The following is a 26,397-nucleotide window of genomic DNA, read 5'->3' as shown; positions in this document are numbered from 1 at the left end:
GATCACTTGACAAAAATCCACCTGTCCATGTTCCAGCCGGCGCCAGAGCGTGTCGGATTGGGCGACCCCGATTGCAGGCCTGCTTCGAAGGCGATGGTCCGCGGCTGGTGAAACAACGGCACCGTGGGCATCTCGGACCACAGGATGTTCTCTGCCTCAGTCGACAGAGCAAGCTGGTCGGCGATCGAACTGTCGACAGCAAGTCGGTCGACGATCTCGTCGATCCGGCCGTTGGTGTAGTCACCGAAATTCGATCCGATACCACTGCGCAGTGCGTACATCGCCGTGGTGACTGCCGCGGTACCCGCCGCACCGGACGCGGAGGCGGTACCCGCGAGCACCGCGTCCGCCTGCCCGTCACGCAGCATGGTCGGTGTGAACTCGGGGGATCCGACGTCCTCGACGGTGATCCCCGCCGGGGCGCAAGCTTCTGCCGTGGCCGCCACGATCTCGGCACGCCGCTCATCGGGCCCCAGATATCCGATACGCACTGTCACCGACGGGTTGTCGATCTCGGCCAACGCGGCCGTCGATGCCTGCGCATCCGGCGCCTTGTACCGGTCGCCCACTGTGCCCGCCGCCGACTGGTAGACAAGACTGTCCGGAGGAATGAAGCGTGTCTCAGCCACTCCGCCGGTTCCTCCCCTGCCGGGGGAAACGCCGAACTTCAACGCCATCTCCTCACGCGGCAGACACAATGCGAACGCCCGTCGCGCGGCTGGATTCTCGAACACACCGGAAGTTGACAGGATGAACTGCTCGACGCTGAAGGAAGGCACCTCCGCCACGTCGAAGCCGTCGAGGTTGACGTCCGGCACCGATCCCGTTGCGATGTCGACGACCTCGACCGAGCCGTTTGCGACCTTCGAGCTCACATCGGAAGACTTGGGCCACACGACTATCCGGGACGTAGCAGGGCGGTTCCCCCACCATCGATCGTTGGCAACGAGCACGAGACCGCCGGCTTCGGAGAAGGATTCGATCTTGTAGGGCCCGGATGCCGGGAACAGGGCGAGGTCGAGGTCCCCAGGTGACATCGTCCATGCAGAGTTCCAGAAGTCTGCGACGCGGCTCATGGCCTCGTTGTCCGCATTCTGCACTGCAGCAACGATATCGGGTACGCCGGCGGCATCGCCGGCTACGTGAGCAGGCATCATCTCCGTCGCGCCGAACAGTGACTTCCAATCGGTGACGTTCCGATCAGGTTTGAAGGTGACGATCGCGTCCTTCGCCCCGGTCCGGCAGTCGATCCGATCGATGTCGGAGTAGCCGGCTGTACTCGCCGCATCGAACATCGGGACGGTTGCGCCCTCGTCGTTCGTCCGCGTGAAGTTGCCGCTGTTCGCCGCCCACGCGAGCACGAGATCGTCGCACGACATCGGGACGCCGTCGGAGTAAACGGAATTCGGGTTCAGCTCGTACCGAACCGTCAGGGACTCACCGGGCGTCAGGTGGGCAGTTCCGATGTCGGTATCGGCGACAGGCCCACCCTCCGGTCCCGTGTAGGTGAAGCCCGGCAGCACCCTCGCAAATGCCTGGCGTGCACCCGAGACGGAACCGGCGACGCTGTTGGCGTTGTACGTGGTGACGGTGTTGTCGATCGCGTACCCGATCGTCGGAATCTGCTCACCCTCCTCCGAACACCCAGCTACCGCCCCGGCAAAGAGCGCCGTCGCAACAACAACGACGCCAGTCTTGCCGAATCGTGCGGACACACCGTGCCGGGTGCTGTGCGATACGGGCAATGTCAGCGCCTCTTCTTGTTTTGCTTTCCGGTGGGACGTGACCCCGGTGAGGGCGCGGTTGCCGCAGTCCGCCGACGCGGAACACCCCCGTTCGGAGAGGACGACACGCCCGCGGCCGCCGTGGCCTCAGCTCGCACTAGTCCCTCCTCCGCTTGCGCCGCGCGTTTGGCGAGCACTTTGCGCGTGTGGGCGGCCACAGGTCCCCACCGCTCCTTGAGGGTCACGAGCAGCGGCGTCGCAAAGAAGATCGACGAGTACGAGCCGACCATGATCCCGACGAGCTGCACCAACGCAAGGTCCTTGAGAGTTCCGACTCCGAGCATCCAGACCGCGACCACCATCAGCGAGATCACTGGGAGCACGCCGATCACGGTCGTGTTGATCGACCGCATCAGAGTCTGGTTGACACCCAGGTTCGCCTGCTCAGCGTAGGTGCGTCGGTGCAGGTGCAGGACTCCCCGCGTGTTCTCTTCCACCTTGTCGAACACCACCACGGAGTCGTACAACGAGAATCCGAGAATTGTGAGCAGACCGATGACGGTTGCCGGTGTCACCTCGAAGCCGACCAGCGAATACACGCCGGCGGTGACAGTGATGTCGAAGAACAGCGCAGCGATCGCGGCGATCGCCATATCCCGTTCGAATCTCACGGCGATGTACACGCTGACGATCAGGAGGAACACAACCAGCGCGATCAACGCCTTCTCGGTGATCTGGCCGCCCCACGTCTCGCTGACCTCCGCGACGCTGATCGCGTTCCTGCTGACCGTGCCGTCACTGGTCGTGGGCTGGAACTGATTGAACAACGCGTCCTGCAGCGTCGCGACCTGAGACATGTCGAGCGACTCGGAACGGATCAGCACGGTTTCGCCCGAACCCGAGCCCACCGTCTGTACCGATACCGGTTCCATCCCCAGCGCGTCGGAATACACCCTCTCGACTTGCGAGGTATTCACGCCTGCGTCCCCGACGGGGAACTGGATTCGCGACCCTCCCTCGAAGTCGATTCCGAGGGTGAACCCCCGGATGAGGATGCTCAGGAGCGAGATCAGCACGATCGAGCCGGTCAGGATGTAGAAGAAGCGGCGACGACCCACAACTTCGAATCCGCCTGTTCCGGTGTAGAGCCGCGACAGCAGACTGTGATGTGGCATCGATCTCTGGTCGACACCCGAATCGGACAGCAAAGGGTCGGGGACCGTCTGGTCCGCAGACGGGGACGACGTGGTCGATTCGCTCATACTCGTGACTCCTTCGCCGCCGCCAATGCGGCAGCCTTACGTTCCTTGGCGATCTGCTGGACCGCACCCAACCCGTTGACCGCCGGCTTGGACCAGAACGGCGACTTGGAGGCGAGGTAGACCAGCGGGGATGTCACCAGGAAGACGACGACGACGTCGAGGATGGTGGTCAGGCCGAGAGTGAACGCGAAGCCGCGCACCTGGCCGATCGCGAGGGTGTACAACACCGCGGCGGCGATGAAGCTGACCGCGTTACCCGAGAGGATGGTACGACGTGCCCGTGCCCAGCCCCGAGGAACCGCGGACCGGAAACTGCGCCCCTCCCGCATCTCGTCCTTGATTCTCTCGAAGAACACCACGAACGAGTCGGCCGTCATACCGATACCGATGATGAGACCGGCGATGCCCGCGAGGTCGAGGGTGAAGTTGATGTACCGCCCGAGCAGCACCAGGATCGCGTACACCATGACACCCGAGAGCACCAGGGAGAGCGCGGTGAGTATGCCGAGCATCCGGTAGTAGAGCAAGCAGTAGAGGAGGACGAGGACCAGGCCGACGATGCCCGCGACGAGACCGGCCTCCAGCGAAGCGAGACCCAACGTCGCCGACACGGTCTCGGCCTCCGAGGACGCGAACGACAGCGGCAGCGAACCGTACTTGAGTGTGTTCGCGAGTTCGTTCGCCTCGTCGGGGGTGAACTGACCGGTGATCGACGTCGCACTGCCTGCCGGGGTGGCGCCCTGGATGACAGGTGCGCTGACCACCTTCGAGTCGAGCGTGAAGGCTGCCTGCCTCCCGATGTTCTGTGCTGTGAACGAAGCCCAGGTATTGCTGGCCCCGGACTTGAACGTCAGGCTCACCTCGTAGCGCGACTGCTGGGGGTTGTACCCGGCCGTGGCGTCGTCGATCTCCTGACCGTCGATGATCGCCGGGTCGAGCAGATACACCACCTGACCATCGGTGGAACACGCGACCAGCGGCAGTGTCGGGTCGTCGTTGCCGCGGAGCGGATCTGGCACCGAGCAGTCGAGCGTGGCCATCGCCTGCTGCTGGACGGCCGGGTCGGTGCTCTGGCGCGTGGCCCGGGCAGCAGCGATCTCGGCCGCAGCTTCAGCGGTGGTGGCTCCGTCGGTCCCGGTAGGCGTCTGTTCCTCCGTCGGGGCCGGTGCCGGCGTTGGCGACGGCTCCTGCGCCGGGAACGGCCGGTTCTGTGGTGCCGGTGCCTCGGTTCCCGGCGGGGCTCCGTCGCCCGCCGGCGTCTCTGTTCCAGCCGGCGTCTCCCCGGCCGGTGCCGCCGTTCCAGGGGCGGCCGCCAGCTGGGACGTCTGGACCGGGCGGACGTAAAGCCGCGCAGTCTGGCCCAATGAGCGAGCCTGGGCGCCATCGTCGCCGGGGACGGTGATGACGAGATTGTCGCCGTCGATCACCACCTCCGAGCCGGAGACTCCGAGACCGTTTACACGGCTCTCGATGATCTCTTGTGCTTGCCGCAGGCTCTCCGGTGTCGGGCTACTGCCGTCCGGAGTGCGCGCGGTGAGGGTGACTCGGGTCCCACCTTGCAGGTCGATGCCCAGCTTGGGTGTAGTGGATTTGTCACCGGTGAAGAACACCAGGGCATACAGAACCGCCACGAGCACCGCGAAAACGGTGAGGGAGCGGACGGGATGCACCGATCCTGTGGAAGGTGCCACGATCTCTATGTCTCCTCAGTACGTACAGTTCGAGTGGGAACGTTCAGGTACGCCAAGTCGGCGAACTCGGGCCCGAACCCCGGCTGCCGGCCCGGTACGCCCTCGACGCGATGCAACAGGCGTCGGTTGGTCGGTTCACAAACGCGGCGTTTTGCCCTCGCCGTTCCCACGGTCCTCACCGCTGGTATCGGCCTCGATCGACTCGTGCTCGATGGGTCCGGCATCCGGCATCGGAGTGTCCTCGATCCGCTCGCGGACGACCAGCCTCGACCAGGTGGTAACCACACCGGGAGCGATCTCGAGTTCGATCGATTCGTCGTTCAGGCCGACGACAGTTGCGTGCAGGCCTGCTGTGGTGAAGACGCGATCGCCCACAGAGAGTGAATCCTGGAGAGCGGCCGTCTTTGCCGCCTCCTTCTTCTGACGGCGGATCCCCAGGAACATCGGGACGAGCAGCGCCAGGATCAGGAGCGGGAAGAGAAAATCCATCAGTCAGTCAACCTCGAGGTATGTCGAATGGTCGTTAGCATCGACCCCGGGTGGGCCGATGCAGGACACCAGTGTGCCATTACCGGCCCAACCATCGGTTCGAGCCGGCTGATGCGGGCATTTCGCCCACCCGATCAAGCGCCCTCCTGATCGAACAACGAGGACTGGGGTTCGTTGACCCGGACGTCGATTCCCCCCGCTACCGCATCCGGCGGAGGCGTTAGCCCCAACTGGATCCATGCCGCCGCGGTGGCGACACGTCCGCGCGGCGTTCGAGCGATCATCCCGGCTCTCACCAGGAAGGGCTCGCAGACCTCTTCGACAGTGGACGGCTCTTCACCGACTGCTACGGCGAGAGTGGACACACCAACTGGTCCACCACCGAAACTTCGCACCAAAGCACTGAGAACAGACCGATCGAGCCGGTCCAGTCCCAGCTGGTCGACATCGTACACCGCAAGTGCCGAACGAGCGATCTCACGGGTGACGACGCCGTCCGCCCTGACCTCCGCGTAGTCCCTGACCCGACGGAGCAGGCGATTCGCGATTCGGGGCGTGCCCCGGGACCGGCCGGCGATCTCGGCACTCGCTTCTTCCCCCAACCGAACTCCGAGAATGCCCGCCGAGCGCATGAGGATCCGCTGAAGCTCTGCGGGTTCGTAGAAGTCCATGTGTCCGGTGAAGCCGAATCGATCGCGAAGCGGCCCGGTCAGCGCGCCTGATCGGGTGGTCGCACCGACCAGCGTGAACGGCGCGACTTCCAGCGGGATCGAGGTGGCACCGGGACCCTTGCCGACCACGACGTCGACACGGAAGTCCTCCATCGCGAGGTACAGCATCTCCTCGGCGGGACGGGCGATCCGATGGATCTCGTCGATGAACAGTACGTCACCCTCGACGAGGTTACTGAGCATCGCAGCCAGGTCGCCTGCTCGCTCGAGCGCAGGCCCGGACGTGAGCCGGAGCGAGGAGTCCAACTCGGCGGCGATGATCATCGCCATGCTGGTCTTGCCCAGTCCCGGCGGCCCGGACAGCAGGATGTGATCGGGTGTGCCACCACGGTTCTTCGCGCCGGTGAGTACCAGTTGCAGCTGCTCCCGCACGCGCGCCTGCCCGATGAAGTCCCGAAGATTCTTCGGCCGAAGACTTGCCTCGATGTCGCCGTCGCCGGTGACGAGTTCAGCAGAGACCGGTGATCCTGCGTCGTAGTCTTCCGCGCCTTCCCTCGGTTCGAGATTCATCGTGTCTTCCCGAGGAGTGAGAGTGCTGACCGCAGCGCTGACGAAGTGGTCGCCCCCGGTGTGTCTGCAAGAACTGAATCCGTTGCCTGCTCGGATTGTTTGGCCGGGAAGCCTAGTCCGATCAGCGCCTCGACGATTTGGTCGCGAATCGAACTTCTGCCATTCCCCCCTGAAACTACCGCCCCGGCACTCGACGACACCGAGTCGACCTTGTCACGCAGTTCGACAACCATCCGCTCGGCGCCTCGTTTGCCGATACCCGGTACCCGCGTAAGCGCCCCGACATTGCCGTCGGCGAGCGCCGCGCGCAAGGCTTCGGGCTCGAGTACAGCGAGGGTCGCCATGGCCAGTCGAGGACCCACTCCCGATACGGTCTGCAGGAGCCCGAACAAATCCTTGGACTCGGAATCGGGGAACCCGTACAGCGTCATCGAGTCCTCGCGCACGATCATCGCTGTGACCAGCCGAGCCTCTGTTCCGCGATGTAGACCGCCGAGGGTCGCCGGCGTCGCATTGACGCGGTACCCGACTCCCCCGGATTCGATCACCACATGGTCGAGGGCGATCTCGAGCACCTCACCACGGACGGACGCGATCATGATGGACCTGCCTTTTTCAGTTCGGCCAGCCGGGCCTGGTAGCGGCGCTTCTGCTCGGCGGCCGCGGCCTCGGCGCGGGCCATGCGCTCGATCATGGGTGCCCGCCAGCAGTGGCAGATCGCCAACGCCAGTGCGTCCGCTGCGTCAGCGGGCCTGGGTACGGTCGACAAGTCGAGAATGCGAGTCACCATGGCCGTCACCTGAGCCTTCTCGGCCGAACCACTGCCCGTGACCGCTGCTTTCACTTCACTTGGAGTATGGAAGCACACAGGGATGCTACGGCGCGCGGCGGCGAGCGCCACGACACCACCCGCCTGGGCCGTACCCATCGCGGTACGCACGTTGTGCTGGGAAAAGACCCGCTCGATTGCCACCACCTCGGGTCTGTACAACTCGATCCATTCTTCGGCTGCCTCGGAGATCCTCAGCAGCCGGGACGACAAGTCGAGAGCCGCAGGGGTGCGGATCACGTCGACTGCCACAGGAGCGACGGTGCGGCCACTTCCGCCGTCGACCACGCCGAAGCCACACCGGGTCAGACCAGGATCGACACCCAGCACACGCACGCAAAGCCACCTCTCCGATGCCGAACAGCTGTTCGATAGCCTAGCCGTGGGGTCGGACGAGTCGTTGCACCAACACGCAGTCGCTGGGCGGTCGAGCCCGGCCCCAGCCCTACGGGTCCACGATCAGCCCTCGAGCTGCGCAAGCACCTCGTCGGAGAGATCGACATTGGTATAGACGTTCTGGACGTCGTCGGAGTCCTCGAGCGCATCGACGAGCTTGAAGACCTTACGGGCACCATCGACATCGACCGGAACCTCGACGGAGGCACGGAAATCGGCCTCGGCGGAGTCGTATTCGATTCCCGCTTCCTGTAGAGCAGTACGCACCGCGACGAGATCGGTGGGTTCGCTCACTACCTCCAGCGTCTCGCCGAGATCGGTAACCTCCTCCGCTCCCGCATCGAGGACAGCCATCAAGACGTCGTCTTCAGATTGGTCACCCTTTTCGAGAGTGACGACACCCTTGCGGGTGAACAGGTAGGACACGGACCCGGGGTCGGCCATACTTCCCCCGTTGCGTGTCATCGCGGTACGAACCTCGCCGGCCGCACGGTTGCGGTTGTCGGTCAGGCACTCGATCAGAACGGCGACACCATTCGGGCCGTAGCCCTCGTACATGATGGTCTGCCAGTCGGCACCGCCTGCTTCTTCACCGGCACCGCGCTTGCGCGCGCGTTCGATGTTGTCGTTCGGGACCGACGTTTTCTTCGCCTTCTGGATGGCGTCGTACAGGGTGGGGTTGCCCGCGGGGTCGCCACCACCGGTACGGGCCGCCACCTCGATGTTCTTGATCAGCTTCGCGAAGGCCTTGCCACGCTTGGCGTCGATCACGGCCTTCTTGTGCTTGGTGGTGGCCCATTTGGAGTGGCCGCTCATGCGATTCAAGCCCCTTTCGTACTGCCATTTGCACGCCGAATGCGCGGTTTCAGCTTCGCCGATGTTACCCGCCTTGTTCGGTGCGCTGCCCGTTCCGGTGTCATTGCTTGCTCTTAATCGCGTTGTTTGCATACAATGCGAACATGTTGATGCGCGTAGACCACGGATCGAGCACTCCACTGGGTGATCAAATCGCAGCGAACGTACGTGGTGCATTTCTGCGCGGCGAGATCCACGCAGGCGATCGACTGCCCTCTGCTCGGGCGCTCGCGGAATCGATCGATGTCAACCTGCACACCGTCCTGCGCGCCTACGCCGCACTGCGCGATGAGGGGCTGATCGACCTCCGCCGCGGGCGAGGAGCTGTCGTCCGCGCCGACTCGACACCCGCCAGAACCGGTCTGACCGAGGCCGCGAAGGTCTTCGTAACCGAGGCTCGACGCCTCGGATTGGACACCCCCCAGATGATCGACGTACTGAAGGAGATTGCCGAGAAATGACCACCACCCGATACCGCCTGTCGGCAGCCGTCGCTGCGACCGCACTTCCCTTACTCGTGGTGCTAGTGGCCCGGTTGGCCTGGGGCCCAGACCTGCCTGAGACCGTCGCGAGACATTGGTCCGCCGATGGACCCGACGGGTTCAGCGACACAGGCACCTTCTTCGCGGTTGTCATTGCGGTGTGTGCGATCGTCACCGTGGTTGCGGTCGTCTCCGCGGTCCGCGGCCGGGGAGACGCCGCACTGTGGCTTCCGACAACCGCGCTGATCTCCTGGATAACCGCGGCGACGTGGATCGCCGGTGTCACTGCGACCCGGCAAGCGGGTGCGCCCGAGGCCGCATCGCTGGGGTGGGCCATCGTCATCCCTCTGCTCGGCATCCCGTGGGCCGTGGCCGTCTACGCAATTGCGCCGAAGTCCACGAACGTGCGCCGGTACGGCCCGGCCCCGACCCTGTCCGTCCCACTGTCCGAGGACGAACGCGCTGTGTGGACCGGATACGCCAGGGGTCCGTGGGCGGCGGTTCTCGGGCTGATCATGGTCGTTGCCGCAGTCGTCGCGGGACTGCTGGGGGCGCCCTGGCTGGTGCTGCTGTTCGTCCTCGTCGCCCTGGCGAGTGGCGTGTTCGCCTCCATCGGGGTCCAGGTAGACCGGACCGGACTCACCCTGTCGTCCTGGGGCGTGCAGTGGCGGCGGATTCCGCTCGATGCGATCAGCGAAGCACAGGTTGCGCGAATCCGGCCCGCCGAGTGGGGCGGATTCGGGTACCGAGTGAGCCCGCGCGGGACCGCGGTCATCGTCCACGGCGGGGACGGCCTCGTCCTCACCCGGCAGGACGGCCGACAGTTCGCAGTCACCGTCGACTCTCCCGCCATCGGGGCCGCGCTGCTGAACTCGCTCATCACGGCCCCGCAGCGCTGAAACCGAGCCTATCCGCGGCGAACGATGTCGACGAACAGTTCGTGCACTCGGCGGTCGCCGGTCACCTCGGGGTGGAAGGAAGTGGCGACTACCGACCCCTGCCGCACAGCCACGATGTGCCCGGCCGCGGCTCCGGCCGACTCCGGCACGCGGGCGAGGACCTCGACGTCGTCACCGACCCGTTCGACCCAGGGTGCACGGATGAAGACGGCCCGCACCGCATCGCCGACGATGCCGTCGAAGTCCAGGTCTGATTCGAAGGAATCGACCTGACGACCGAAGGCGTTGCGGCGCACCGTCATATCGATCGCATCGAGGTGCTTCGCATCGGGCCGAGTGTCGAGGATCTCACTCGCAAGCAGGATCATTCCGGCACACGACCCATAGGCCGGAAGTCCCTCGCGCAAGCTTTCTTTCAAGGGTTCGAGGAGTTCGAACACCTGCAGCAGCTTGCTCATCGTCGTCGACTCCCCTCCGGGAATGACCAGGCCGTCTACCTTCCCGAGCTCCTCCGGACGACGCACACCGATGGCATCCGCACCCGAATCATTCAGTGCGGCCATGTGTTCACGTACATCACCCTGGAGGGCGAGTACTCCGACAAGGGGTCGGATCATGCCATGTTTCCTATCTCGATGCCGTGCCTACTCTGATGACGCCGGACGCGGGTCAACCCCTCCTGAACAACAGCGGCGCCACTGCGGGAATTCCTGTCGGTGGAATCGGTTGGAACGATAGGCATAAACCAATCCTTCCACTCCTGATCGAGATGAGCAGTTCCACAGAACACGTTCTTCTTCAGTTTCTCGAGTTCGAGGATGTCCCCGATTCTCGCCATCGGCCCTCCTCTTCGTGCCAAGTCAAGGTTATCTGCCGCCATCTGCCTCGAGGCACCATGGGTGCCATGACGAAGTACACGCCGACGAGTCCGCAAGCTCTCGTCGCACTCGTCGCGGAGCGCTGTCTTGCCGTGGACGGTGTCGTCGTCGCCGCGATCGACGCACCAGAAGCCGCACATCCGATCTCCTTTGCCGGTGCGGTGCAATCGTTCCTGCGGGAGCGGGGCCGTCCCTGTGCTGTCGTGTCACTTCATGATTTCGTCCGGCCCGCATCACTTCGGTTCGAGTACGGACGTGACAACGAACTCAGCTACCGCACTCTATGGTTCGACTATGAGGCTCTCCGCCGTGAGGTAGTGCAGTCGATCCGCGTAGATCGGAGGTGGTTGCCGCGTCTATGGGACGAGGACGAGGACAGGTCAGCCCGTTGCCCTCAGGAACTCGCTGCCGGCGAACAAGTGATATTGGTCACCGGACCGATGCTGCTCGGCAGAGACTTCGGCTTCGACGTCACGGTACAACTCCACCTCAGCGAGGGTGCCCTACGGCGACACACCCCACCCAGTCGCCAGTGGACAATCGCTGCACTGTTGTGCCACAACGCCGAGATCACCGAAACGCCAAACCTTCTCGTGCGCTACGACCATCCGGCGAAACCCGCGGTGCGCGATTTGCCCTGACTGGGTCAGTCGGCTCGGCGCTGACCGGGTCAGTCGGTGACGGGTCAATCGGAGCGGAGAAACCGCGTCAATCCCTCCTGAACGACGGCCGCGACGAGGTTTCCCGCCCGATCGAAGATCCGCCCCTGAGCCAGCGCGCGTCCGAACCCCGCGGACGGCGATGTCTGGTCGTAGAGCAACCACTCATCGGCCCGAAACGGGCGCAGGAACCACAATGCGTGATCAAGCGACGCGGACTGTGTCTGAACATCGGGGTGTGGCACCTTGGACGCACCGAGAAGCGTCATGTCGCTCATGTAGGTCAGCGCACAAACGTGGAAGACGGGGTCGTCGGGTAGCTTCCTGCGAGAGCGGAACCATACCTGCTGCTGCGCGGCCGCGCCGGAACGACGCGCCAGCTCACCGTCCCCGACCATCCGAATATCCCAATCCGACCACTCCCGAGCCAGCCATGCAGTCTCCGGATCATCGGAGTCGCGGGCGAAGGGCAACATGTCCGGCGGCGGTACCACGGGCATCTCGTCCTGGTGCTCGATGCCCTCGTCCACGACCTGAAACGACGCCGCCATGGTGAAGATCGCCTGCCCGTCCTGCACGGCGCTTACCCGCCGGGTTACAAACGACCGACCGTCCCGGATCCTGTCGACGAGATACACGATCGGCATCGTGGGGTTGCCGGGCCGCAGGAAGTACCCGTGGAGCGAATGCACCGAGAACCGGGGGTCGACCGTACGAACGGCAGAGACCAGCGCTTGGCCTGCTACCTGGCCACCGAACGTCCGGGGAAGCGTGGTCTCGGTTGCAATTCCTCGAAAGATGTTCTCCTCGAGGCCTTCCACCTCGAGAATCTCTTCGATCGTCGCCATCCACGGCCCCTTCCCGAGCTCACTTCAGTAAAGCTCCCACAAGCGATGAGAGCCTTCGAATCACGCGTTGATCGCGTGGGTTACCAACCGCGCTCGGCAAGGCGGTGCGGAACGGGGATGTCGTCGACATTGATGCCGACCATGGCCTCACCGAGCCCCCGGGAGACCTTCGCGAGCACATCCGCATCGTCGAAGAATGTGGTGGCCTTCACGATCGCGGCAGCCCGCTCGGCGGGGTTGCCGGACTTGAAGATACCGGAGCCGACGAATACGCCCTCGGCGCCGAGCTGCATCATCATCGCGGCGTCGGCCGGGGTCGCGATTCCACCTGCTGTGAACATGGTGACCGGCAACTTGCCTGCCCTTGCGACCTCGACGACCAAATCGTAGGGGGCCTGCAGTTCCTTGGCCGCCACGTAGAGTTCGTCCGCGCTCAGTGAGGTGAGACGCCGGATCTCGCCGCCGATCGTGCGCATGTGGGTTGTGGCGTTGGACACGTCACCTGTGCCCGCCTCACCCTTGGAGCGGATCATCGCCGCACCCTCGGTGATCCGGCGAAGTGCCTCTCCGAGGTTGGTTGCACCACAGACGAAGGGGACCGTGAACTCCCATTTGTCGATGTGGTTGGTGTAGTCGGCGGGGGTGAGAACCTCGGATTCGTCGATGTAGTCGACACCGAGGGACTGAAGGATCTGGGCCTCGACGAAGTGGCCGATGCGTGCCTTGGCCATCACCGGGATGGACACGGCGGAGATGATGCCGTCGATCATGTCCGGGTCGCTCATCCGGGAGACGCCACCTTGGGCCCGGATATCGGCGGGCACCCTCTCGAGCGCCATGACCGCCACGGCACCTGCATCCTCGGCGATTCTCGCCTGCTCAGGAGTGACGACGTCCATGATGACCCCACCCTTCAGCATCTCGGCCATGCCGCGCTTGACGCGCGCAGTACCGGTGGTGGGGGTGGTGTCGGGGGTGCTCACAACGATCTCCTGGTTGGGGCATTGATTGGCTTCATGACGGCATGCGTGCAGGCAATACTCACGCTGCAGTACCTGATTCTAGGACCACGGGTCGCGCGGAGCCGTAGCCAGTCGGCTTTCTCTGGCTTTCTCGGGCTGCGCAGGCCGGGCTCACGTTATCGCGCGCACCTCTGGATCGTGTGCGGCCGAGGCCACCACACCTGCCTCGTCCAGCAAGTCTGGCAGATCACGTGGATAGACGGTTTCCCCTGATTCGGACAGTTCACGGATTTCGTCCGCAGTACACCACCGGTAGCCGGCTATCGAGCGCTCCTCGAGATCGGTGAAACCATCGTGGCGTGGCTCGAATCCGTTTGCGCGTAGCGCGAAGAACAACTCCTCCGAACGGATGAGCTGACCGTTCCAGGAAAACACTGCCACCCGGCGCCACATCGGTCCACGGAGCGAATCGACAGCGGCGACGTACCCGGTCTCCTCGGCCATCTCCCGAACCGCCGCGGCACGCAGGTTCTCCCCCTGCTCGACGGCACCACCGACGGTGAACCAGTAATAGACGTCGGGGACGGTCGGATCGTGCCCCCTGAGCAGCAAGACCCGCCCCTGGTCGTCGAGAAGAACCACTCTCGCGGACGTCCTGACCGAATCCAGTGCCAACCCGTCGGTTACCGCAGGAGACGACGACCGTTCGGTGATCTCGAAATATGTCGGCAATGGAGCCATGCCTCCGAGATGCAGCCACCGAACCGGCCTGCGGGTCCGCAGCGCCAGCGTGTCACGGACGGCGTCGTTGTGGAATCTGCGGGCGATCAGAACCCTGGCTTCTGCGTCCGCCAATTCGGCCACCAACTGAGGTCGCAGTCTCTCGAAGTCGAACGACGACAGTGCGCTCGACAATGCATTCTCCGCAGATTCTCGCTCGTCCCTATCCGACCGTTCGGCCTGGACCGCAAGCGCCGCGAGCGACTGCCCCTCGGGTGAATCCAATGCCGCGACTGCTGCGCGCACGACCACCGCTCGTCGGGCGAGTGCGGCATCGAGAGCTTGCCAGCTCAGATCTGAGCGCACGTGCAGACGGTCGAGTCGGTTCGCCGTTCCGTATGCCCATAGCCCGATCACGATCAAGACCGCTACAACGAGAACGAGAACGAGAATCGTCAGCACGGACAGCGTCACGAACCGACCTCCTGAACACTGTCGCGGCCGACGGTGACCGTCTCGTATACGCGCAGGATCTGTTCGGCCACCACCGGCCAATCGTATTCGCTGACGATCGTCCGTCCGACATCGACGAGCGAGGCACGGCGCTCGGGGTCACCGAGCACCGAGTCGATCCCGGCGGCGAGTGCCGACGCGTCACCTACCGGTACCAGCACCCCGGCCTGCCCGTCCCGCAAGACCCGCCGGAACGCGTCGAGTTCGCTTGCGACGACCGCCGCTCCGGCTGACATCGCTTCCACGAGCACGATTCCGAAGCTCTCACCGCCGAGATTGGGCGCGCAGTACACGTCGGCGCTCCTCAATGCGGAAGCCTTCTCCGCATCATCCACCTGGCCGAGGAGACGCAAGTGCTTGGACAAGGGCCCCGCAGCGCGGCGCAACTTGTCCCGGTCACCGCGGCCGACCACCAACACCTCGAGGTCCGGATACTTCTCCACGAGCGTCGGAAGCGCTCTCAGTAGCACTTCCATGCCCTTGCGCGGCTCGTCGTACCTGCCGAGGAACAGGACAGTGTGCCCGGCGCGCGGATATCCAGGCAGCGGTTCGGCATTCGCGAAAGCCTGGACGTCGACCCCGTTGGGGATCTCGACCGCGTCGGAACCGAGCGCTTCCACCTGCCAGCGACGCGCCAGTTCCGATACGGCGATCCGCCCACTGATCTTCTCCAGATAGGGCTGAAGAACGGCCTGGAACGTGCTCAGCACCAACGACTTCGTGGTCGAGGTGTGGAAGGTGGCCACGATCGGGCCTTCGGCGACTCGAAGCGCCAGCATCGACAGGCTCGGCGCGTTGGGCTCATGGATGTGCAGAACGTCGAAATTGTTGTCGGAGATCCAGCGTCGGACCCGCGCGCTGGCGGTCGGGCCGAAACTGAGCCGGGCCACCGACCCGTTGTAGGGAATGGCGAGCGCTCTTCCTGCCGAGACTACGAAGTCAGGAAGGTCGACGTCGTCGGAGGCAGGGGCCAAGACGCTCACCTTGTGTCCACGTTCGATCAGCACCTCGGCCAGGTCCACGACATGGGCCTGCACTCCGCCCGGCACATCGAACGAATACGGGCAGACCATTCCGATCTTCACTGCTTCTCCATGCGTGAGCGCCTGTCCTGCGACAAATCGCCGAGCCACAGTGGCTGAAACATGTGCCAGTCCTCTGGGTGGGCCGCGATGTTGGTCTCGAATCTCTCCGCCAGCGCCTGTGTGGCAGCGGCCACGCCTTTCGACGTGTCGATCGGCGGATCGATCCGAAATCCCCACCCACCGTCGGTGAACCAGCAATGCACGGACACCAACGGCGCCCCGGTATCGATCGCAAGCCTGGCAGGACCGGCGGGCATCCTCGTCGGCTCACCGAAGAAGGTGACAGGCACGCCCTTCTTCGCGAGATCGCGTTCACCGAGGAGGCAGACGATCTTGTTGTCTCGCAAGCGCGCCGACAGTTCTTCGAATGGAGGCGACTCTCCCCCGCTGAGCGGGAATATCTCGAATCCGAGTCCCTCCCGGTAGGCCACGAATCGTTGGTACAGCGATTCGGGCTTCAACCTCTCGGCGACAGTGGACAGTCCGCCCCAGTGCTGTACACACCACACCCCGGCCATATCCCAGTTGCCGCTGTGCGGGAGCGCCATCACCACCCCCTTGCCGTTTTCCATCGCGGCATCGAGGTGTTCTTGTCCCTCGACGAGCGAGTCCAGCGCGGCTCCGGTCTTCACGAGGTCCATCGACGGAAGCCGGAACGCCTCCCGCCAGTAACGCGCGTAGGACCGAACCGACGCTTGGACGAGCGCATCCGGTACCTCCTGCGCAGGCACGCCCAAGACACGGCCGAGATTTCGGCGCAGCTGCTCGGGTCCACCCCTGCGAACGACCAAGTCCGCTGCCCTGTCGAACACGGTTACGGCCGCTCGCTCCGGAAGAGCACGTACCAGTCGCCAGCCCGTCGCGTAGCCCAAGTCGGTCAGACGCTCCGAGACGTTCACTGCGAGGCCGACCGTCCGTCTTCGGGTGTCGTGTCCGTGGCCGGCAAGGGCAGAACGTCCCGTGCCCCGTCCGACCGGCGAACGGCGAGAACACGTTGGAACACTGTGATTACGCTTCCTACGGAGAGCACCCACATCGCGACGTGAATCGCCCATGGGACTCCGAGTCCGGTCACACCCGCACCGACCAGCACCAAGATCAGGCGGTCGGGTCTTTCGATGAGCCCACCGTCTGCGGACAGGCCGCTCGCCTCGGCACGCGCCTTCGCGTACGAGATCACCTGCGAGGTGACGAGGCAGATGAGCGTCGCGACCAGCAGCGGTTTGCTGTTTTCGTGATACACCGCCCACCAGGCAAGACCGGCGAATATTGCACCGTCAGCCACCCTGTCGCAGGTGGCGTCGAGCACCGCACCATAGCGAGTCCCGCCGCCGCGGGCACGGGCCATCGCTCCGTCGAGCATGTCGAACATCACGAACAACCAGATGACCATCGTTCCCCAGAACAAATGTCCGCTGGGAAACAGCGTTACCGCCGCGGCCACCGTCGCGACGGTTCCGATTACGGTGACCGCGTCAGGGGTGAGCCCGGTCTTGACAAGGGCTTTCCCCAATGGCGCCGTCACCTTGGAAACGGATGCCCGTCCGAAGAAGCTCAGCACCGCTCCACCCCATTCTCCACCTCATGGCAAAACCCCGTACGCGCAAGCCTGTGAACTCGCACGCCATTCATTTATCGGTCACTCATCCAGGCCCGTGCCAGTAGTTCTCTGGTCTCCCGCAACAGCTGCGGCATGACCTTGACCCCGGCAAGTACCGTGATGAAGTTGGCGTCACCGCGCCATCGAGGAACGATGTGCTGGTGCAGGTGTTCGGCGAGTGAGCCGCCGGCTGCCTGACCCAGATTCAGGCCGACGTTGAATCCGTCGGGCCGTGAGACCCGCTTCATCACTCGCAGAGCCTGCTGAGTGAACGACATCAGCTCGGCACTCTCTTCAGGGGTGAGGTCCTCCAACGCGGCGACCTTGCGGTAGGGCACGATCATCAGGTGACCCGGGTTGTACGGGTACAGATTGAGCACCGCGTAGACGTGCTCTCCGCGCGCCACTATCAACCCTTCTTCGTCGTCCATCTTCGGGATTGCGATGAACGGCTCGTTGAGGGCTTCTTGGGACTTCGGGGCCTCGGCGATGTACGACATGCGATGGGGCGACCAGATCCGCTGAAGGTGATCGGGCTCCCCCGGGCCTCGGTCCACGAGCGGCCCTACGCCACCCGACATTTCGTCGGCACTCACTTCTTCACCTTCGGCCATGCGCGTCACGCTTCCCCACCGGCTCGCAGCAACTCCGCTGTCGGCGAAGCATTCTCGCGACGAGCGACCCAATCAGTGATCATGCGAACGGCATCATCGACAGGCACCGAATTGACCTGAGTGCCGTCACGGAAACGGAAGCTTACTGCGCCGGCCTCCACATCGCGGGCGCCCGCCAGGAGCATGAACGGCACCTTTTGTGCGGTGTTGTTGAAGATCTTCTTCTGCATCCGGTCGTCACTCGCGTCGACCTCTGCGCGGATTCCGGCCGTCTTCAACTGCTCCACCACGCCGAAGAGATGATCGGCAAAGGTCTCCGCCACCGGGATGCCCACAACCTGAACGGGTGCGAGCCAGGCCGGAAACGCACCCGCATAGTGCTCGGTCAACACACCGAAGAACCGTTCGATCGAGCCGAAGAGTACTCGGTGGATCATCACCGGACGCTGCTTGGTGCCATCGCTCGCCGTGTACTCGAGGCCGAAACGCTCAGGCAAGTTGAAGTCGAGTTGAATGGTCGACATCTGCCACGTACGCCCCAGGGCGTCCTTGACCTGCACAGAGATCTTGGGACCGTAGAACGCTGCGCCCCCCGGATCGGGCAAGAGATTGAGCCCTGATGCTTCCGCAACCTCGGCCAGTGTTGCCGTCGCTTCCTCCCAGGCTGCATCGTCCCCAACGAACTTGTCCGGGTTCTTGGTCGACAACTCGAGGTAGAAGTCGTCGAGGCCGTAGTCCTTCAAGAGACCGAGAACGAACTGAAGTGTGGTGGCGATTTCGCCGCGCATCTGTTCACGAGTGCAGTAGATGTGCGCGTCGTCCTGGGTGATGCCGCGCACCCGGGTCAGCCCGTGGACGACGCCCGACTTCTCGTACCGATACACCGAGCCGAATTCGAACAGCCGCATGGGCAGTTCTCGATACGACCTCCCGCGGGACCGGAAGATCAAGTTGTGCATCGGGCAGTTCATCGGCTTGAGGTAGTAGTCCTGGCCCGGCTTGCGCACGGTGCCGTCCTCGTTGCGTTCCTCGTCGATGTGCATCGCCGGGAACATGCCGTCGCGGTACCAGTCGAGGTGACCCGAGACCTCGTACAAGTGGCCCTTCGTGATGTGCGGGGTGTTGACGAACTCGTACCCCTCCTCCACATGACGCTTGCGCGAGTAGTCCTCCATCTCCGTGCGGATGATGCCGCCCTTGGGGTGGAACACCGGCAGACCGGAGCCGAGTTCGTCCGGGAAGCTGAACAGGTCCAGCTCCGACCCCAACTTGCGGTGGTCGCGGCGCTCGGCCTCCGCGAGAAGTTCGAGGTGCTGATCCTGCGCCTCCACCGACTCCCAGGCGGTCCCGTAGATGCGTTGCAGATCGGCGTTGTCCTGGTTGCCGCGCCAGTACGCGGCGGAGCTGCGAGTGAGCTTGAACGCCGGGATGTGCTTGGTGGTGGGGATGTGCGGGCCACGGCACAGGTCGCCCCAGACCTTCTCGCCGGTCCGCGGATCCAGATTGTCGTAGATGGTGAGCTCGTTGCCGCCCACCTCCATGATCTCCGGATCGTCTATTCCAGACTTGTCGTCGATCAATTCGAGCTTGAAGGGCTCCGACGCCAACTCGGCGCGGGCTTCCTCGAGAGAAGCAACAACACGCCGTGAGAAACGCTGCGATCCCTTGATGATTTTCTTCATCCGCTTCTCGAGATTCTCGAGATCCTCAGGAGTAAACGGGCGATCGACAGCGAAGTCGTAGTAGAAGCCGTCCTTGATCGGCGGACCGATACCGAGCTTGGCCTCGGGAAACTCCTGTTGTACGGCCTGCGCGAGCACGTGCGCCGCAGAGTGCCGGATGACGCTCCGTCCGTCTTCGGTATCCGCCGCCACCGGTTCGACCTCGATGTCGGCATCAGGTACCCAGGACAGATCCTTCAGTTGGCCGTCACCGTCGCGGACCACGACGATCGCGTCAGGTCCCTTACCCGGGTAGCCGGCCTCACGAACCGCCGTTCCAACCGTAGTCCCCGCCGGCACCCGGACGAGGCTGGCTGGGGCAACGGGTACGGGGGTGGTCACGGCGATTCTCTCCTAGGTGGGTACGCGGCGCAGACACTGTGAATGCGCCAGCCCATGTTATCGGCCCAGCATCGACGTCCAACGACGCGTCCTGTCAGAGCGGGCTCTCCAACCATGAATAGTCGAGACCTATCCAGGTTCCGACCAGACCGAAGGTTCCGAGCAGCCACAGCGTAGCGACGACGACAGCACTCGTCAGCAGCACGCCTACTCCCTTGATTACGAACGACTTTCGTGAGAACCATTCCATGAATGTGTCGTAGCGCTCGCGCGCGAAATGCAGCAGACGATGGGCCCACGCGAATTCGGACGCCAGGATTCCGAGGCCCGTGAACACGATCAGCCAACCGGGCCCCGGATAGGGAATCGCCACGATGCCGGCGGCGAGTACGAGGACACCGATGACGCCCACCGCGATGCGATACGCCAAGTTGAGGCTCGGTGTGGCGGCGATGTGCGCCCGCCACCGGTGCCAGCGGCCCTTCACCTCATTGAACGGGGAAAGGTCCGAGTCATCCGCGTTCCCGAGCGCGGGTCCCCGCCCTGTTTCACCACCTGTCACCTATTCACCTTACCGAGCGCGACTTGCGACGGTACATCATTGCGCCGTCGGCGTGCCGGTCTCCAGACCGGACTAAATCCATGTCGCCTTTCGGCTGATTGCACACGAAAGTAAAAAGAGGACGATCCCGATGCCGGAAACGCCCTCGTTTTTCCACTCGGTGGTCCCGGCTGGGATCGAACCAGCGACCTCCCCGGTGTGAACGGGACGCTCTTCCACTGAGCCACGGGACCTCGAGACGCTCCAAAAGCGCACGCTCGAACGAGTTGGAACACTAACACGGCCGAGCGGCCGAACGAAAATCCTGGCGCCGAGATTCACAGCGGCACCCGCCTGGAGGGGCTACAACCGGGCAGCGTCCACGCAAGCTCGGTGCACAATCCATTGACCTGCAGATTTGTGAGATTCACGGATGGTCGGCTAATGTTCTCAACCGCACCACGGAGAACATCCTCGCTGATCGACATGGTGCATGCGGACGTGGCGCAGCTGGTAGCGCACAACCTTGCCAAGGTTGGGGTCGCGGGTTCGAATCCCGTCGTCCGCTCGAGAGGTTGGACTCAACCTTCACGGTGGAGTGGCCGAGTGGTGAGGCAACGGCCTGCAAAGCCGTGCACACGGGTTCGATTCCCGTCTCCACCTCGCGCGATTAGCTCAGCGGGAGAGCGCTTCCCTGACACGGAAGAGGTCACTGGTTCAATCCCAGTATCGCGCACCAAGATGGATGTAGGACAGCTCGACAGCGGAGACTCTGTGACAGGGGCTTCGTGACTGCGGACGTGGCGCAGCTGGTAGCGCACAACCTTGCCAAGGTTGGGGTCGCGGGTTCGAATCCCGTCGTCCGCTCTCCATTCATGATCTTGCGCGATTAGCTCAGCGGGAGAGCGCTTCCCTGACACGGAAGAGGTCACTGGTTCAATCCCAGTATTGCGCACCATTTCAGACCGACAGAACAGTTCAGCTCCAGGTCATCGCGAGGAGCTGAACTGTTTTTTTCCGTTTTTCGTCAGTCCGACTGAAACCGGTTGGCGCCGGAAATCATCGCGCGGAGAGTCGATCCCGTACAGGACTCGTCGATTCCCATCGCCCACAGTCTGGTTCCGCCGCACTCGCAGAGAAGAAAAGTCGCAACGCGGTGCCCGATCTCGTGTTGGTGGAACGACAAGATCTCGATCGAGCATCCGACATCGTGCAACATCGAGGTCATGGCGGCGACAGGGCCGCACGCGCGTGCTCCGAGGTTGCGGATCGATTCGCCGATCCCGAGAGTTGCCTCGAAGTCCGAGATCCCCGAACCACACTTCGTCTCCGACCAACGGCCCAGTCGGAACGATCCGTTCGCCGGCGCATACGTGTGCTCGAACGACGACCAGTTCATTCCGGCCGATTCGTTCCGCAGCGCCTCAGGCAACGACTTGTGGTGGCGTGCAGCAAAGGGGTCGGCTTCTCGACTCGACAGACAGGCCGACGGGAAAGATATAGCGGAATTGGTATTAGAAGTGCTCATGCTCACGGTCTTCCTGAACGAAGAGAGGACCAACTCGTAGCTCACAACGACCCGCAGCGAGGGGTCGGTCCGAATCAGACCCCGCTACGGCGGAGTACTACGAGGATGAGCTGCATGCGTGACACTGTAGGTGACACCCGGCCGACAAGACAAGCCCGTGCGTTCACTTTTTGGAGTGACCGTGTGCCCCCCATCGATCAGCTCTGACCGGACGCTGACCGAACACTGCGTTACGATTTCCTTCTTCTCGGATCGTCTCCTCTCCTAGGGTTGCTAATGAGTGTTGCTAATAATTGCAATCCCGAAGTGTAGTGGATGGAGTGACTCACGTCACCCTTCCTGGCCGACTCGAACGCGGGTTCGGCCGCAGGCCCGGAAGGCACCGACGAGTCGGTCCGGATTTCGGATCTGCCCGTCATCACCCGGCGAACAACCCACGAACCGGCAGCGAGAGTGAGAATGGTTGCGGCGCTGACGCTTCTAGTGGACAGTGAGGAACGGCACTCAAGGAACCGAAGGGCATGGTAAATCAGTTGTGACTGTCGAAATCAACCCGGCCGGCATCTGGGATTCGGAAGCGATTGCCGATGTCGCCGCGGCCACCTTCCCGCTTGCCTGTCCGCCCCACGCGACACAGGACGACGTCGCCACGTTCATCGACGACGTTCTGTCGGCCGAACGGTTCTCCGAGTACCTCACCGACCCGAACCGCACGGTCCTGAAGGTCACACACGACGGATCGATCGTCGGCTATGCCATGCTGATCGCAGGCGAGCCGTCCGACCCTGAGTTGGGCAAGATGGTGTCACTGCGTCCGACCCAAGAGATCAGCAAGCTGTATGTGCTCCCCGGCAGTCACGGGACCGGAGTGGCGTCCGCAATGATGGACGCGATCGTCGAACGCGCCGCCGCCGCCGGGTGTGCTGGACTGTGGCTTGGCGTGAACCAGCAGAACATTCGCGCACAGAAGTTCTACGAGAAACACGGATTCGTGAAGGTAGGAACCAGAACGTTCGGTGTGGGAACCCAACTGCACCATGACTTCGTCATGCAGCGGGCAGTGTGACGCGAAGACTCAGCCGGCGGCGACTTCGAAGCGTGAGAGAGCGAGAAGTCGCGAGGTGGCGCGCAGGTATTTCTTCCGATATCCACCGGCAAGCATCTCTGGTGTGAAGATCGTGTCGAGCTTGGCGCCCGACACGGCGACCGGAATGCCCGCGTCGTACAGCCGGTCAGCCAGGACTACCAGTCGCAAAGCCACCGACTGGTCCTCCGCGGGGTGGATCTCGTCGAGGAAGACGGCAGGAATGCCCTCGACGAGCTTGTTGTAGCGGGACGGATGCAGCGTGCCGAGGTGCTTGCACAGTTCGTCGAAATCGTCGAAGGTGGCGCCTGGGATGCTCTCGGCGCGCTCGAGGAGTTCCGCCGACGTCAGCGGGTCAGGGGCCGGCGGTAGATCGCGGTGACGATAGTCGGGCCCGTCGACCCGAATCGTCTCGAAGATCGAGCCCAGCTTCTTTATCTCGCGCAAGAAGTCCTGCGCCGCAAACCGGCCCTCGCCGAGTTGACCCGGCAGCGTGTTCGAGGTCGCGGCGATAGAGACGCCGCGGGCCGACAGCTCCGACAACAACCGAGATATCAGCATGGTGTCGCCCGGGTCGTCGAGTTCGAACTCGTCGATACAGACGACGCTGTGTTCAGACAGTTCCTCGACAACCTTGTTGAAGCCGAGCGCGCCCACGACATGGGTCAACTCGACGAAGGTGCCCATCGCCTTGGGCGCCGGGGCACTGTGGAAGATCGACGCCAGGAGGTGGGTCTTCCCGACACCGAAACCGCCATCGAGGTAGAGACCGGCACCGACTGCCTGAGCCTTCCGGCCGAACAGGCCTCGTCGCGCGCCGCCGCGAACCTTTGCCAGTTTCCTCGCGAATTCCCGAGTCTTCTCGACCGCAGCGGCCTGGCTCGGTTCTGCGGGATCCGGTATATACGAAGCGAAGCTCACCTCGTCGAACGTGGCCGGCGGCACCATCTGAGCTACCAACTGATCCGCAGGCACCACCGGGCTGCGATCGACGAGGCGTGCATGCATACACGAAAGCGTATGCGACGTGATGAGATCAATTACATGCGCCGTGCAAATATTGGGACGCACTTCACATCAGGCAGCGATGAGCTGACCGATGGTGATCTGCGCGACCTCTACAGTTACCCGGCGGATCTCCCCCGTCCGTGGATCCGCGCCAATTTCGTGTGCAGCATCGACGGAGCCGTCTCCGTCGAGGGTCTCAGCGGACCGCTCGGAACCCCCGCTGACAAGCGGGTCTACGACACGCTGCGCGAGTTGGCCGACGTCGTAGTCGTCGGCGCTGGAACAGTGCGAGCCGAGGACTACGGAAGCGTGCGCATCGGCCCCGAGGGTCGAAGGCGTCGAATCGAGTCGGGCATGTCGGAATCGCCACCGGTCGCCGTCGTCTCTGCCCGCGCCCATCTCGACCTGCACTCACGCCTGTTCGACCAACCCGAGGTCGCACCAATCGTCATCACCTGCTCGAACGCCGACATTGCACGGATAGCCGACCTGGCGAACGCGGGAGCACACGTGGTGACGGCCGGCGAACATGAGGTCACCACCGCCGGGCTGATCACCGCACTGGACGGGTTGGGGATGCGCCGGGTGCTCTGCGAAGGCGGGCCGAGCCTGTTCGGCCGGCTTGCCGTCGATGGTGCCGTCGACGAGCTCTGCATCACCACCGCACCAGTGCTCGCCGGCGGAACCGCAGGCCGTATCGCCACCTCACCGCATGCCCAGGTCACCGCGATGACTCCAGCGCATGTTCTCACCGACGCAGACGGCACCGTCCTCACGAAGTGGGTGCGGCTGCCCCTACCGTGATGCAACCTGGCAGGGTGTTCCGCATGCGCAGACCGGTGATGCTCGCGATAGTTCTCTTGGTGTCCAGCGCATGCGGTGCAGGGCCGTCCATCCGGCCGCACGTGGCCGTTGAGCACGAAGGCGGCGGCAGTGAGCCCGCCATTACGGCGCCCGAAACCGTGAACCCCAGGGTTGCGCTGCCGGATCTCGAGATCCCGAACACTGATCTGACGTGGTTCGACTGCACACAGAGCACCATCGAGGCGTTGGACCAGCCAACCACGCCACCGTCCGACCTCATCTTCGAATGTGCCTCGTACCAGGCCGCCGTCGACGAGAGCGGCGCCCTGCCCGGCACATTCACAATGGGCGCGCTGCGGGCGCGGCTCGCCGATACACCCGAGAACGAAGCACCGCTGGTGTTCACTTCCGGATCGGATCGACCATCGACCGCAACACTCGCTGCGATGAGCACCGGCGACCTGAGGCCGCTGCTATCCACGCGCCCGGTGGTCGCCCTCGACCGGCGCGGCATAGGGGCCTCCCAGGAGATCGAATGCCTCACACCCGAGCTCCGGCGTGGCCTGGCCGATCTCGGACAGTTCGATCCTGCACCCGGTGACCAGGTCGACAAGGTGGCCGCTCTCGGCCGGGAGGCAACCATCGTGTGCACCGACTACCTGCAACCACAGGAACTGGCGTTCGACAGCACCCACGCCGCCGACGACATCGAGGCACTGAGGAGAATTTGGGACGTCGACTCCATCGGGCTTCTGGCCGCAGGCAACGGTAGTGCCGTCGCACTCAGCTACGCCGCCAAATACCCGGACCGCGTCGGGAGACTCGTCCTCGACTCCCCTGCGGCGACCGCCGTGGATGCCGCAACCGCCACCGAGCAAAGACTCACCGGTCTGGAATCGGCGTTCGACGTCTTCGTCAGTCAGTGCACAGCGCTGAACTGCTCCCTCGGCGCCGATCCTCGCGCAGCGATGAGCGATGCCGTGGCCCGCGCATCGAACGGGCAGATCCCGCGTGTCTCGACGAACACACTTCTGAGCGCCGTGACCGGCGTCCTCGCCGCTCCCGGTGGCGACCGACTCGCTCGCGTCCGCGGGCTGTCCGACGCGGTGTCGAGCGCAGTGGCGGGCGACCCCACATCTTTGCTTGCACTCGCCGGCCAGGCCGACGACCTGCTGGACAGTGATGGCCAGCTGATCACACGATGCACCGACGGCCAGCAGTGGCCGGGGCCCGACCGAGCCAGGGAACTGCAGAATCAGTGGGGAGAGCAATTCCCCCTGTTCGGACCGAGCGCTGCCGTCGCGCTGCTGGAATGCTCGTCGTGGCCTGCGACCGCGCCACCTGCACTGCCCGGTGAACTGAACATGCCGGTACTGGTGCTCGACGGCGTCGCCGACCCACTCGTCGGGAACGCAGGTACCGGACTCGTAACCGGGGTCGTGTCGGGCGCGGGGGCAACCACAGCCACACTGACCTGGCACGGCAGCGGCCACCCGGCTACACAGTCGGACTGCGCGCAGAACGCGATCATCGCCTACCTGGCCGACGGCGTCCTGCCACCGGACGGTGGCGTCTGTCCCGCATAGATCGAGGGCCGCTCAGCCCTCCAATGGGGGTGCGAC

Annotated in this window: 27 protein-coding genes and 6 tRNA genes; 11 read left to right on the top strand and 22 right to left on the bottom strand. The window is 64.0% G+C overall.

Features of this window, described 5'->3' with window-relative positions:
• Window positions 1-2: 2 nt before the first annotated feature.
• From AB0I57_RS07550 to AB0I57_RS07515, 8 genes are all read right to left on the bottom strand, one after another.
• On the bottom strand, window positions 3-1,745 hold the full coding sequence (locus tag AB0I57_RS07550; protein WP_358331984.1) for an ABC transporter substrate-binding protein: 1,743 nt from the start codon (window positions 1,743-1,745) through the stop codon (window positions 3-5).
• 2 nt (window positions 1,746-1,747) lie between these two features.
• Complete coding sequence (gene secF, locus AB0I57_RS07545; protein WP_358331981.1) at window positions 1,748-2,986, bottom strand: protein translocase subunit SecF; 1,239 nt, start codon at window positions 2,984-2,986, stop codon at window positions 1,748-1,750.
• Window positions 2,983-4,677, bottom strand: a complete 1,695-nt coding sequence (gene secD, locus AB0I57_RS07540) for a protein translocase subunit SecD (RefSeq protein WP_358331977.1) — start codon at window positions 4,675-4,677, stop codon at window positions 2,983-2,985. Before secD ends, secF begins: the two co-directional genes overlap by 4 nt.
• Before the next feature lie 135 nt (window positions 4,678-4,812).
• Window positions 4,813-5,166: a preprotein translocase subunit YajC gene (yajC, locus tag AB0I57_RS07535; RefSeq protein WP_358331974.1), complete on the bottom strand. Its 354-nt coding sequence runs from the start codon at window positions 5,164-5,166 to the stop codon at window positions 4,813-4,815.
• 134 nt (window positions 5,167-5,300) lie between these two features.
• Entirely contained in the window at window positions 5,301-6,407 is a 1,107-nt protein-coding gene (gene ruvB / locus AB0I57_RS07530) for a Holliday junction branch migration DNA helicase RuvB (protein ID WP_358331971.1), read from the bottom strand.
• Window positions 6,404-7,006 carry a Holliday junction branch migration protein RuvA gene (gene ruvA, locus AB0I57_RS07525; protein WP_358331968.1) on the bottom strand — a complete coding sequence of 201 codons (603 nt, stop codon included), beginning with the start codon at window positions 7,004-7,006 and terminating at the stop codon, window positions 6,404-6,406. The genes ruvB and ruvA overlap by 4 nt, the downstream gene beginning before the upstream one ends.
• Window positions 7,003-7,572, bottom strand: a complete 570-nt coding sequence (gene ruvC, locus AB0I57_RS07520; RefSeq protein WP_358331965.1) for a crossover junction endodeoxyribonuclease RuvC — start codon at window positions 7,570-7,572, stop codon at window positions 7,003-7,005. Before ruvC ends, ruvA begins: the two co-directional genes overlap by 4 nt.
• Window positions 7,573-7,695: 123 nt before the next feature.
• Complete coding sequence (locus AB0I57_RS07515; RefSeq protein WP_358331962.1) at window positions 7,696-8,448, bottom strand: YebC/PmpR family DNA-binding transcriptional regulator; 753 nt, start codon at window positions 8,446-8,448, stop codon at window positions 7,696-7,698.
• A gap of 143 nt (window positions 8,449-8,591) precedes the next feature.
• On the opposite strand from AB0I57_RS07515, the gene AB0I57_RS07510 reads away from it, so the two are divergent.
• Together AB0I57_RS07510 and AB0I57_RS07505 are read left to right on the top strand one after the other, a co-directional pair.
• Window positions 8,592-8,948: a GntR family transcriptional regulator gene (locus AB0I57_RS07510; protein ID WP_358331960.1), complete on the top strand. Its 357-nt coding sequence runs from the start codon at window positions 8,592-8,594 to the stop codon at window positions 8,946-8,948.
• Window positions 8,945-9,868: a hypothetical protein gene (locus AB0I57_RS07505; protein WP_358331957.1), complete on the top strand. Its 924-nt coding sequence runs from the start codon at window positions 8,945-8,947 to the stop codon at window positions 9,866-9,868. The genes AB0I57_RS07510 and AB0I57_RS07505 overlap by 4 nt, the downstream gene beginning before the upstream one ends.
• 8 nt (window positions 9,869-9,876) lie before the next feature.
• Here the strand turns inward: AB0I57_RS07505 and pdxT are convergent, their stop codons facing one another.
• Window positions 9,877-10,485, bottom strand: a complete 609-nt coding sequence (pdxT, locus tag AB0I57_RS07500) for a pyridoxal 5'-phosphate synthase glutaminase subunit PdxT (protein ID WP_358331954.1) — start codon at window positions 10,483-10,485, stop codon at window positions 9,877-9,879.
• Window positions 10,482-10,706, bottom strand: coding sequence for a hypothetical protein (locus tag AB0I57_RS07495; protein WP_358331951.1), 225 nt, complete (start codon window positions 10,704-10,706; stop codon window positions 10,482-10,484). Before AB0I57_RS07495 ends, pdxT begins: the two co-directional genes overlap by 4 nt.
• Before the next feature lie 57 nt (window positions 10,707-10,763).
• Here AB0I57_RS07495 and AB0I57_RS07490 point away from each other — a divergent pair, with 57 nt between their 5' ends.
• Window positions 10,764-11,387 (top strand): hypothetical protein, encoded by a 624-nt coding sequence (locus AB0I57_RS07490; protein WP_358331948.1) that lies wholly within the window; start codon window positions 10,764-10,766, stop codon window positions 11,385-11,387.
• A 44-nt stretch (window positions 11,388-11,431) separates the two neighbouring features.
• Here AB0I57_RS07490 and AB0I57_RS07485 read toward each other — a convergent pair whose 3' ends face one another.
• The 10 genes from AB0I57_RS07485 to AB0I57_RS07440 form a co-directional block, all read right to left on the bottom strand.
• Entirely contained in the window at window positions 11,432-12,253 is an 822-nt protein-coding gene (locus AB0I57_RS07485; protein ID WP_358331945.1) for an acyl-CoA thioesterase II, read from the bottom strand.
• A gap of 80 nt (window positions 12,254-12,333) precedes the next feature.
• Window positions 12,334-13,236 (bottom strand): pyridoxal 5'-phosphate synthase lyase subunit PdxS, encoded by a 903-nt coding sequence (pdxS, locus tag AB0I57_RS07480; protein ID WP_358331942.1) that lies wholly within the window; start codon window positions 13,234-13,236, stop codon window positions 12,334-12,336.
• A gap of 150 nt (window positions 13,237-13,386) precedes the next feature.
• On the bottom strand, window positions 13,387-14,409 hold the full coding sequence (locus AB0I57_RS07475; RefSeq protein WP_358331939.1) for an NUDIX domain-containing protein: 1,023 nt from the start codon (window positions 14,407-14,409) through the stop codon (window positions 13,387-13,389).
• Window positions 14,406-15,533 carry a glycosyltransferase family 4 protein gene (locus AB0I57_RS07470; protein WP_358331936.1) on the bottom strand — a complete coding sequence of 376 codons (1,128 nt, stop codon included), beginning with the start codon at window positions 15,531-15,533 and terminating at the stop codon, window positions 14,406-14,408. The genes AB0I57_RS07475 and AB0I57_RS07470 overlap by 4 nt, the downstream gene beginning before the upstream one ends.
• Complete coding sequence (locus tag AB0I57_RS07465; RefSeq protein WP_358331933.1) at window positions 15,530-16,432, bottom strand: phosphatidylinositol mannoside acyltransferase; 903 nt, start codon at window positions 16,430-16,432, stop codon at window positions 15,530-15,532. The genes AB0I57_RS07470 and AB0I57_RS07465 overlap by 4 nt, the downstream gene beginning before the upstream one ends.
• Window positions 16,429-17,094, bottom strand: coding sequence for a phosphatidylinositol phosphate synthase (gene pgsA, locus AB0I57_RS07460; protein WP_358331931.1), 666 nt, complete (start codon window positions 17,092-17,094; stop codon window positions 16,429-16,431). Before pgsA ends, AB0I57_RS07465 begins: the two co-directional genes overlap by 4 nt.
• Before the next feature lie 71 nt (window positions 17,095-17,165).
• On the bottom strand, window positions 17,166-17,747 hold the full coding sequence (locus AB0I57_RS07455) for an HIT domain-containing protein (protein ID WP_358331928.1): 582 nt from the start codon (window positions 17,745-17,747) through the stop codon (window positions 17,166-17,168).
• A 5-nt stretch (window positions 17,748-17,752) separates the two neighbouring features.
• Complete coding sequence (gene thrS, locus AB0I57_RS07450; RefSeq protein ID WP_358331925.1) at window positions 17,753-19,810, bottom strand: threonine--tRNA ligase; 2,058 nt, start codon at window positions 19,808-19,810, stop codon at window positions 17,753-17,755.
• 94 nt (window positions 19,811-19,904) lie between these two features.
• Entirely contained in the window at window positions 19,905-20,297 is a 393-nt protein-coding gene (locus AB0I57_RS07445) for a TIGR02611 family protein (protein ID WP_358333284.1), read from the bottom strand.
• 236 nt (window positions 20,298-20,533) lie between these two features.
• A tRNA-Val gene (locus AB0I57_RS07440) sits at window positions 20,534-20,605 on the bottom strand.
• Between the two features lie 241 nt (window positions 20,606-20,846).
• Here AB0I57_RS07440 and AB0I57_RS07435 point away from each other — a divergent pair.
• From AB0I57_RS07435 to AB0I57_RS07415, 5 genes are all read left to right on the top strand, one after another.
• Window positions 20,847-20,919 (top strand) — tRNA-Gly (locus tag AB0I57_RS07435).
• Between the two features lie 24 nt (window positions 20,920-20,943).
• Window positions 20,944-21,014: transfer RNA gene (locus AB0I57_RS07430), tRNA-Cys, on the top strand.
• Window position 21,015: 1 nt separating this feature from the next.
• Window positions 21,016-21,090 (top strand) — tRNA-Val (locus AB0I57_RS07425).
• Window positions 21,091-21,145: 55 nt separating this feature from the next.
• Window positions 21,146-21,218: transfer RNA gene (locus tag AB0I57_RS07420), tRNA-Gly, on the top strand.
• Between the two features lie 16 nt (window positions 21,219-21,234).
• A tRNA-Val gene (locus AB0I57_RS07415) sits at window positions 21,235-21,309 on the top strand.
• A gap of 69 nt (window positions 21,310-21,378) precedes the next feature.
• Here the strand turns inward: AB0I57_RS07415 and AB0I57_RS07410 are convergent.
• Window positions 21,379-21,879: a 2-isopropylmalate synthase gene (locus tag AB0I57_RS07410; RefSeq protein ID WP_358331922.1), complete on the bottom strand. Its 501-nt coding sequence runs from the start codon at window positions 21,877-21,879 to the stop codon at window positions 21,379-21,381.
• Between the two features lie 535 nt (window positions 21,880-22,414).
• On the opposite strand from AB0I57_RS07410, the gene AB0I57_RS07405 reads away from it, so the two are divergent.
• On the top strand, window positions 22,415-22,945 hold the full coding sequence (locus AB0I57_RS07405) for a GNAT family N-acetyltransferase (RefSeq protein WP_358331919.1): 531 nt from the start codon (window positions 22,415-22,417) through the stop codon (window positions 22,943-22,945).
• 9 nt (window positions 22,946-22,954) lie between these two features.
• Here the strand turns inward: AB0I57_RS07405 and zapE are convergent, their stop codons facing one another.
• Window positions 22,955-23,971, bottom strand: coding sequence for a cell division protein ZapE (gene zapE / locus AB0I57_RS07400; protein WP_358331916.1), 1,017 nt, complete (start codon window positions 23,969-23,971; stop codon window positions 22,955-22,957).
• Between the two features lie 36 nt (window positions 23,972-24,007).
• Between zapE and AB0I57_RS07395 the strand changes: the two genes are divergently transcribed.
• Both AB0I57_RS07395 and AB0I57_RS07390 read left to right on the top strand, forming a co-directional pair.
• A complete protein-coding gene (locus AB0I57_RS07395; RefSeq protein ID WP_358333281.1) occupies window positions 24,008-24,775 on the top strand; it encodes a pyrimidine reductase family protein in 768 nt (255 codons plus the stop codon).
• A 23-nt stretch (window positions 24,776-24,798) separates the two neighbouring features.
• The gene (locus tag AB0I57_RS07390; RefSeq protein ID WP_358331913.1) at window positions 24,799-26,361 is read left to right on the top strand and encodes an alpha/beta fold hydrolase; all 1,563 of its coding nucleotides are present in this window, start codon (window positions 24,799-24,801) and stop codon (window positions 26,359-26,361) included.
• The last annotated feature ends 36 nt before the right edge of the window (window positions 26,362-26,397 follow it).

Source organism: Rhodococcus sp. NPDC049939 (genome assembly GCF_040656415.1).
Lineage (GTDB): Bacteria > Actinomycetota > Actinomycetes > Mycobacteriales > Mycobacteriaceae > Rhodococcus_F.
This window is presented reverse-complemented; position numbering and strand designations above follow the sequence as displayed.

Bases quoted from the DNA above. Each gene is read 5' to 3' on its own strand.
- secF (WP_358331981.1), bottom strand. From the start codon at position 2,986: ATGAGCGAATCGACCACGTCGTCCCCGTCTGCGGACCAGACGGTCCCC.
- yajC (WP_358331974.1), bottom strand. From the start codon at position 5,166: ATGGATTTTCTCTTCCCGCTCCTGATCCTGGCGCTGCTCGTCCCGATG.
- ruvB (WP_358331971.1), bottom strand. From the start codon at position 6,407: ATGAATCTCGAACCGAGGGAAGGCGCGGAAGACTACGACGCAGGATCA.
- ruvA (WP_358331968.1), bottom strand. From the start codon at position 7,006: ATGATCGCGTCCGTCCGTGGTGAGGTGCTCGAGATCGCCCTCGACCAT.
- AB0I57_RS07515 (WP_358331962.1), bottom strand. From the start codon at position 8,448: ATGAGCGGCCACTCCAAATGGGCCACCACCAAGCACAAGAAGGCCGTG.
- AB0I57_RS07510 (WP_358331960.1), top strand. From the start codon at position 8,592: ATGTTGATGCGCGTAGACCACGGATCGAGCACTCCACTGGGTGATCAA.
- AB0I57_RS07505 (WP_358331957.1), top strand. From the start codon at position 8,945: ATGACCACCACCCGATACCGCCTGTCGGCAGCCGTCGCTGCGACCGCA.
- pdxT (WP_358331954.1), bottom strand. From the start codon at position 10,485: ATGATCCGACCCCTTGTCGGAGTACTCGCCCTCCAGGGTGATGTACGT.
- AB0I57_RS07495 (WP_358331951.1), bottom strand. From the start codon at position 10,706: ATGGCGAGAATCGGGGACATCCTCGAACTCGAGAAACTGAAGAAGAAC.
- AB0I57_RS07490 (WP_358331948.1), top strand. From the start codon at position 10,764: ATGGGTGCCATGACGAAGTACACGCCGACGAGTCCGCAAGCTCTCGTC.
- AB0I57_RS07485 (WP_358331945.1), bottom strand. From the start codon at position 12,253: ATGGCGACGATCGAAGAGATTCTCGAGGTGGAAGGCCTCGAGGAGAAC.
- AB0I57_RS07455 (WP_358331928.1), bottom strand. From the start codon at position 17,747: ATGGCCGAAGGTGAAGAAGTGAGTGCCGACGAAATGTCGGGTGGCGTA.
- AB0I57_RS07410 (WP_358331922.1), bottom strand. From the start codon at position 21,879: ATGAGCACTTCTAATACCAATTCCGCTATATCTTTCCCGTCGGCCTGT.
- zapE (WP_358331916.1), bottom strand. From the start codon at position 23,971: ATGCATGCACGCCTCGTCGATCGCAGCCCGGTGGTGCCTGCGGATCAG.
- AB0I57_RS07395 (WP_358333281.1), top strand. From the start codon at position 24,008: ATGCGCCGTGCAAATATTGGGACGCACTTCACATCAGGCAGCGATGAG.
- AB0I57_RS07390 (WP_358331913.1), top strand. From the start codon at position 24,799: ATGCGCAGACCGGTGATGCTCGCGATAGTTCTCTTGGTGTCCAGCGCA.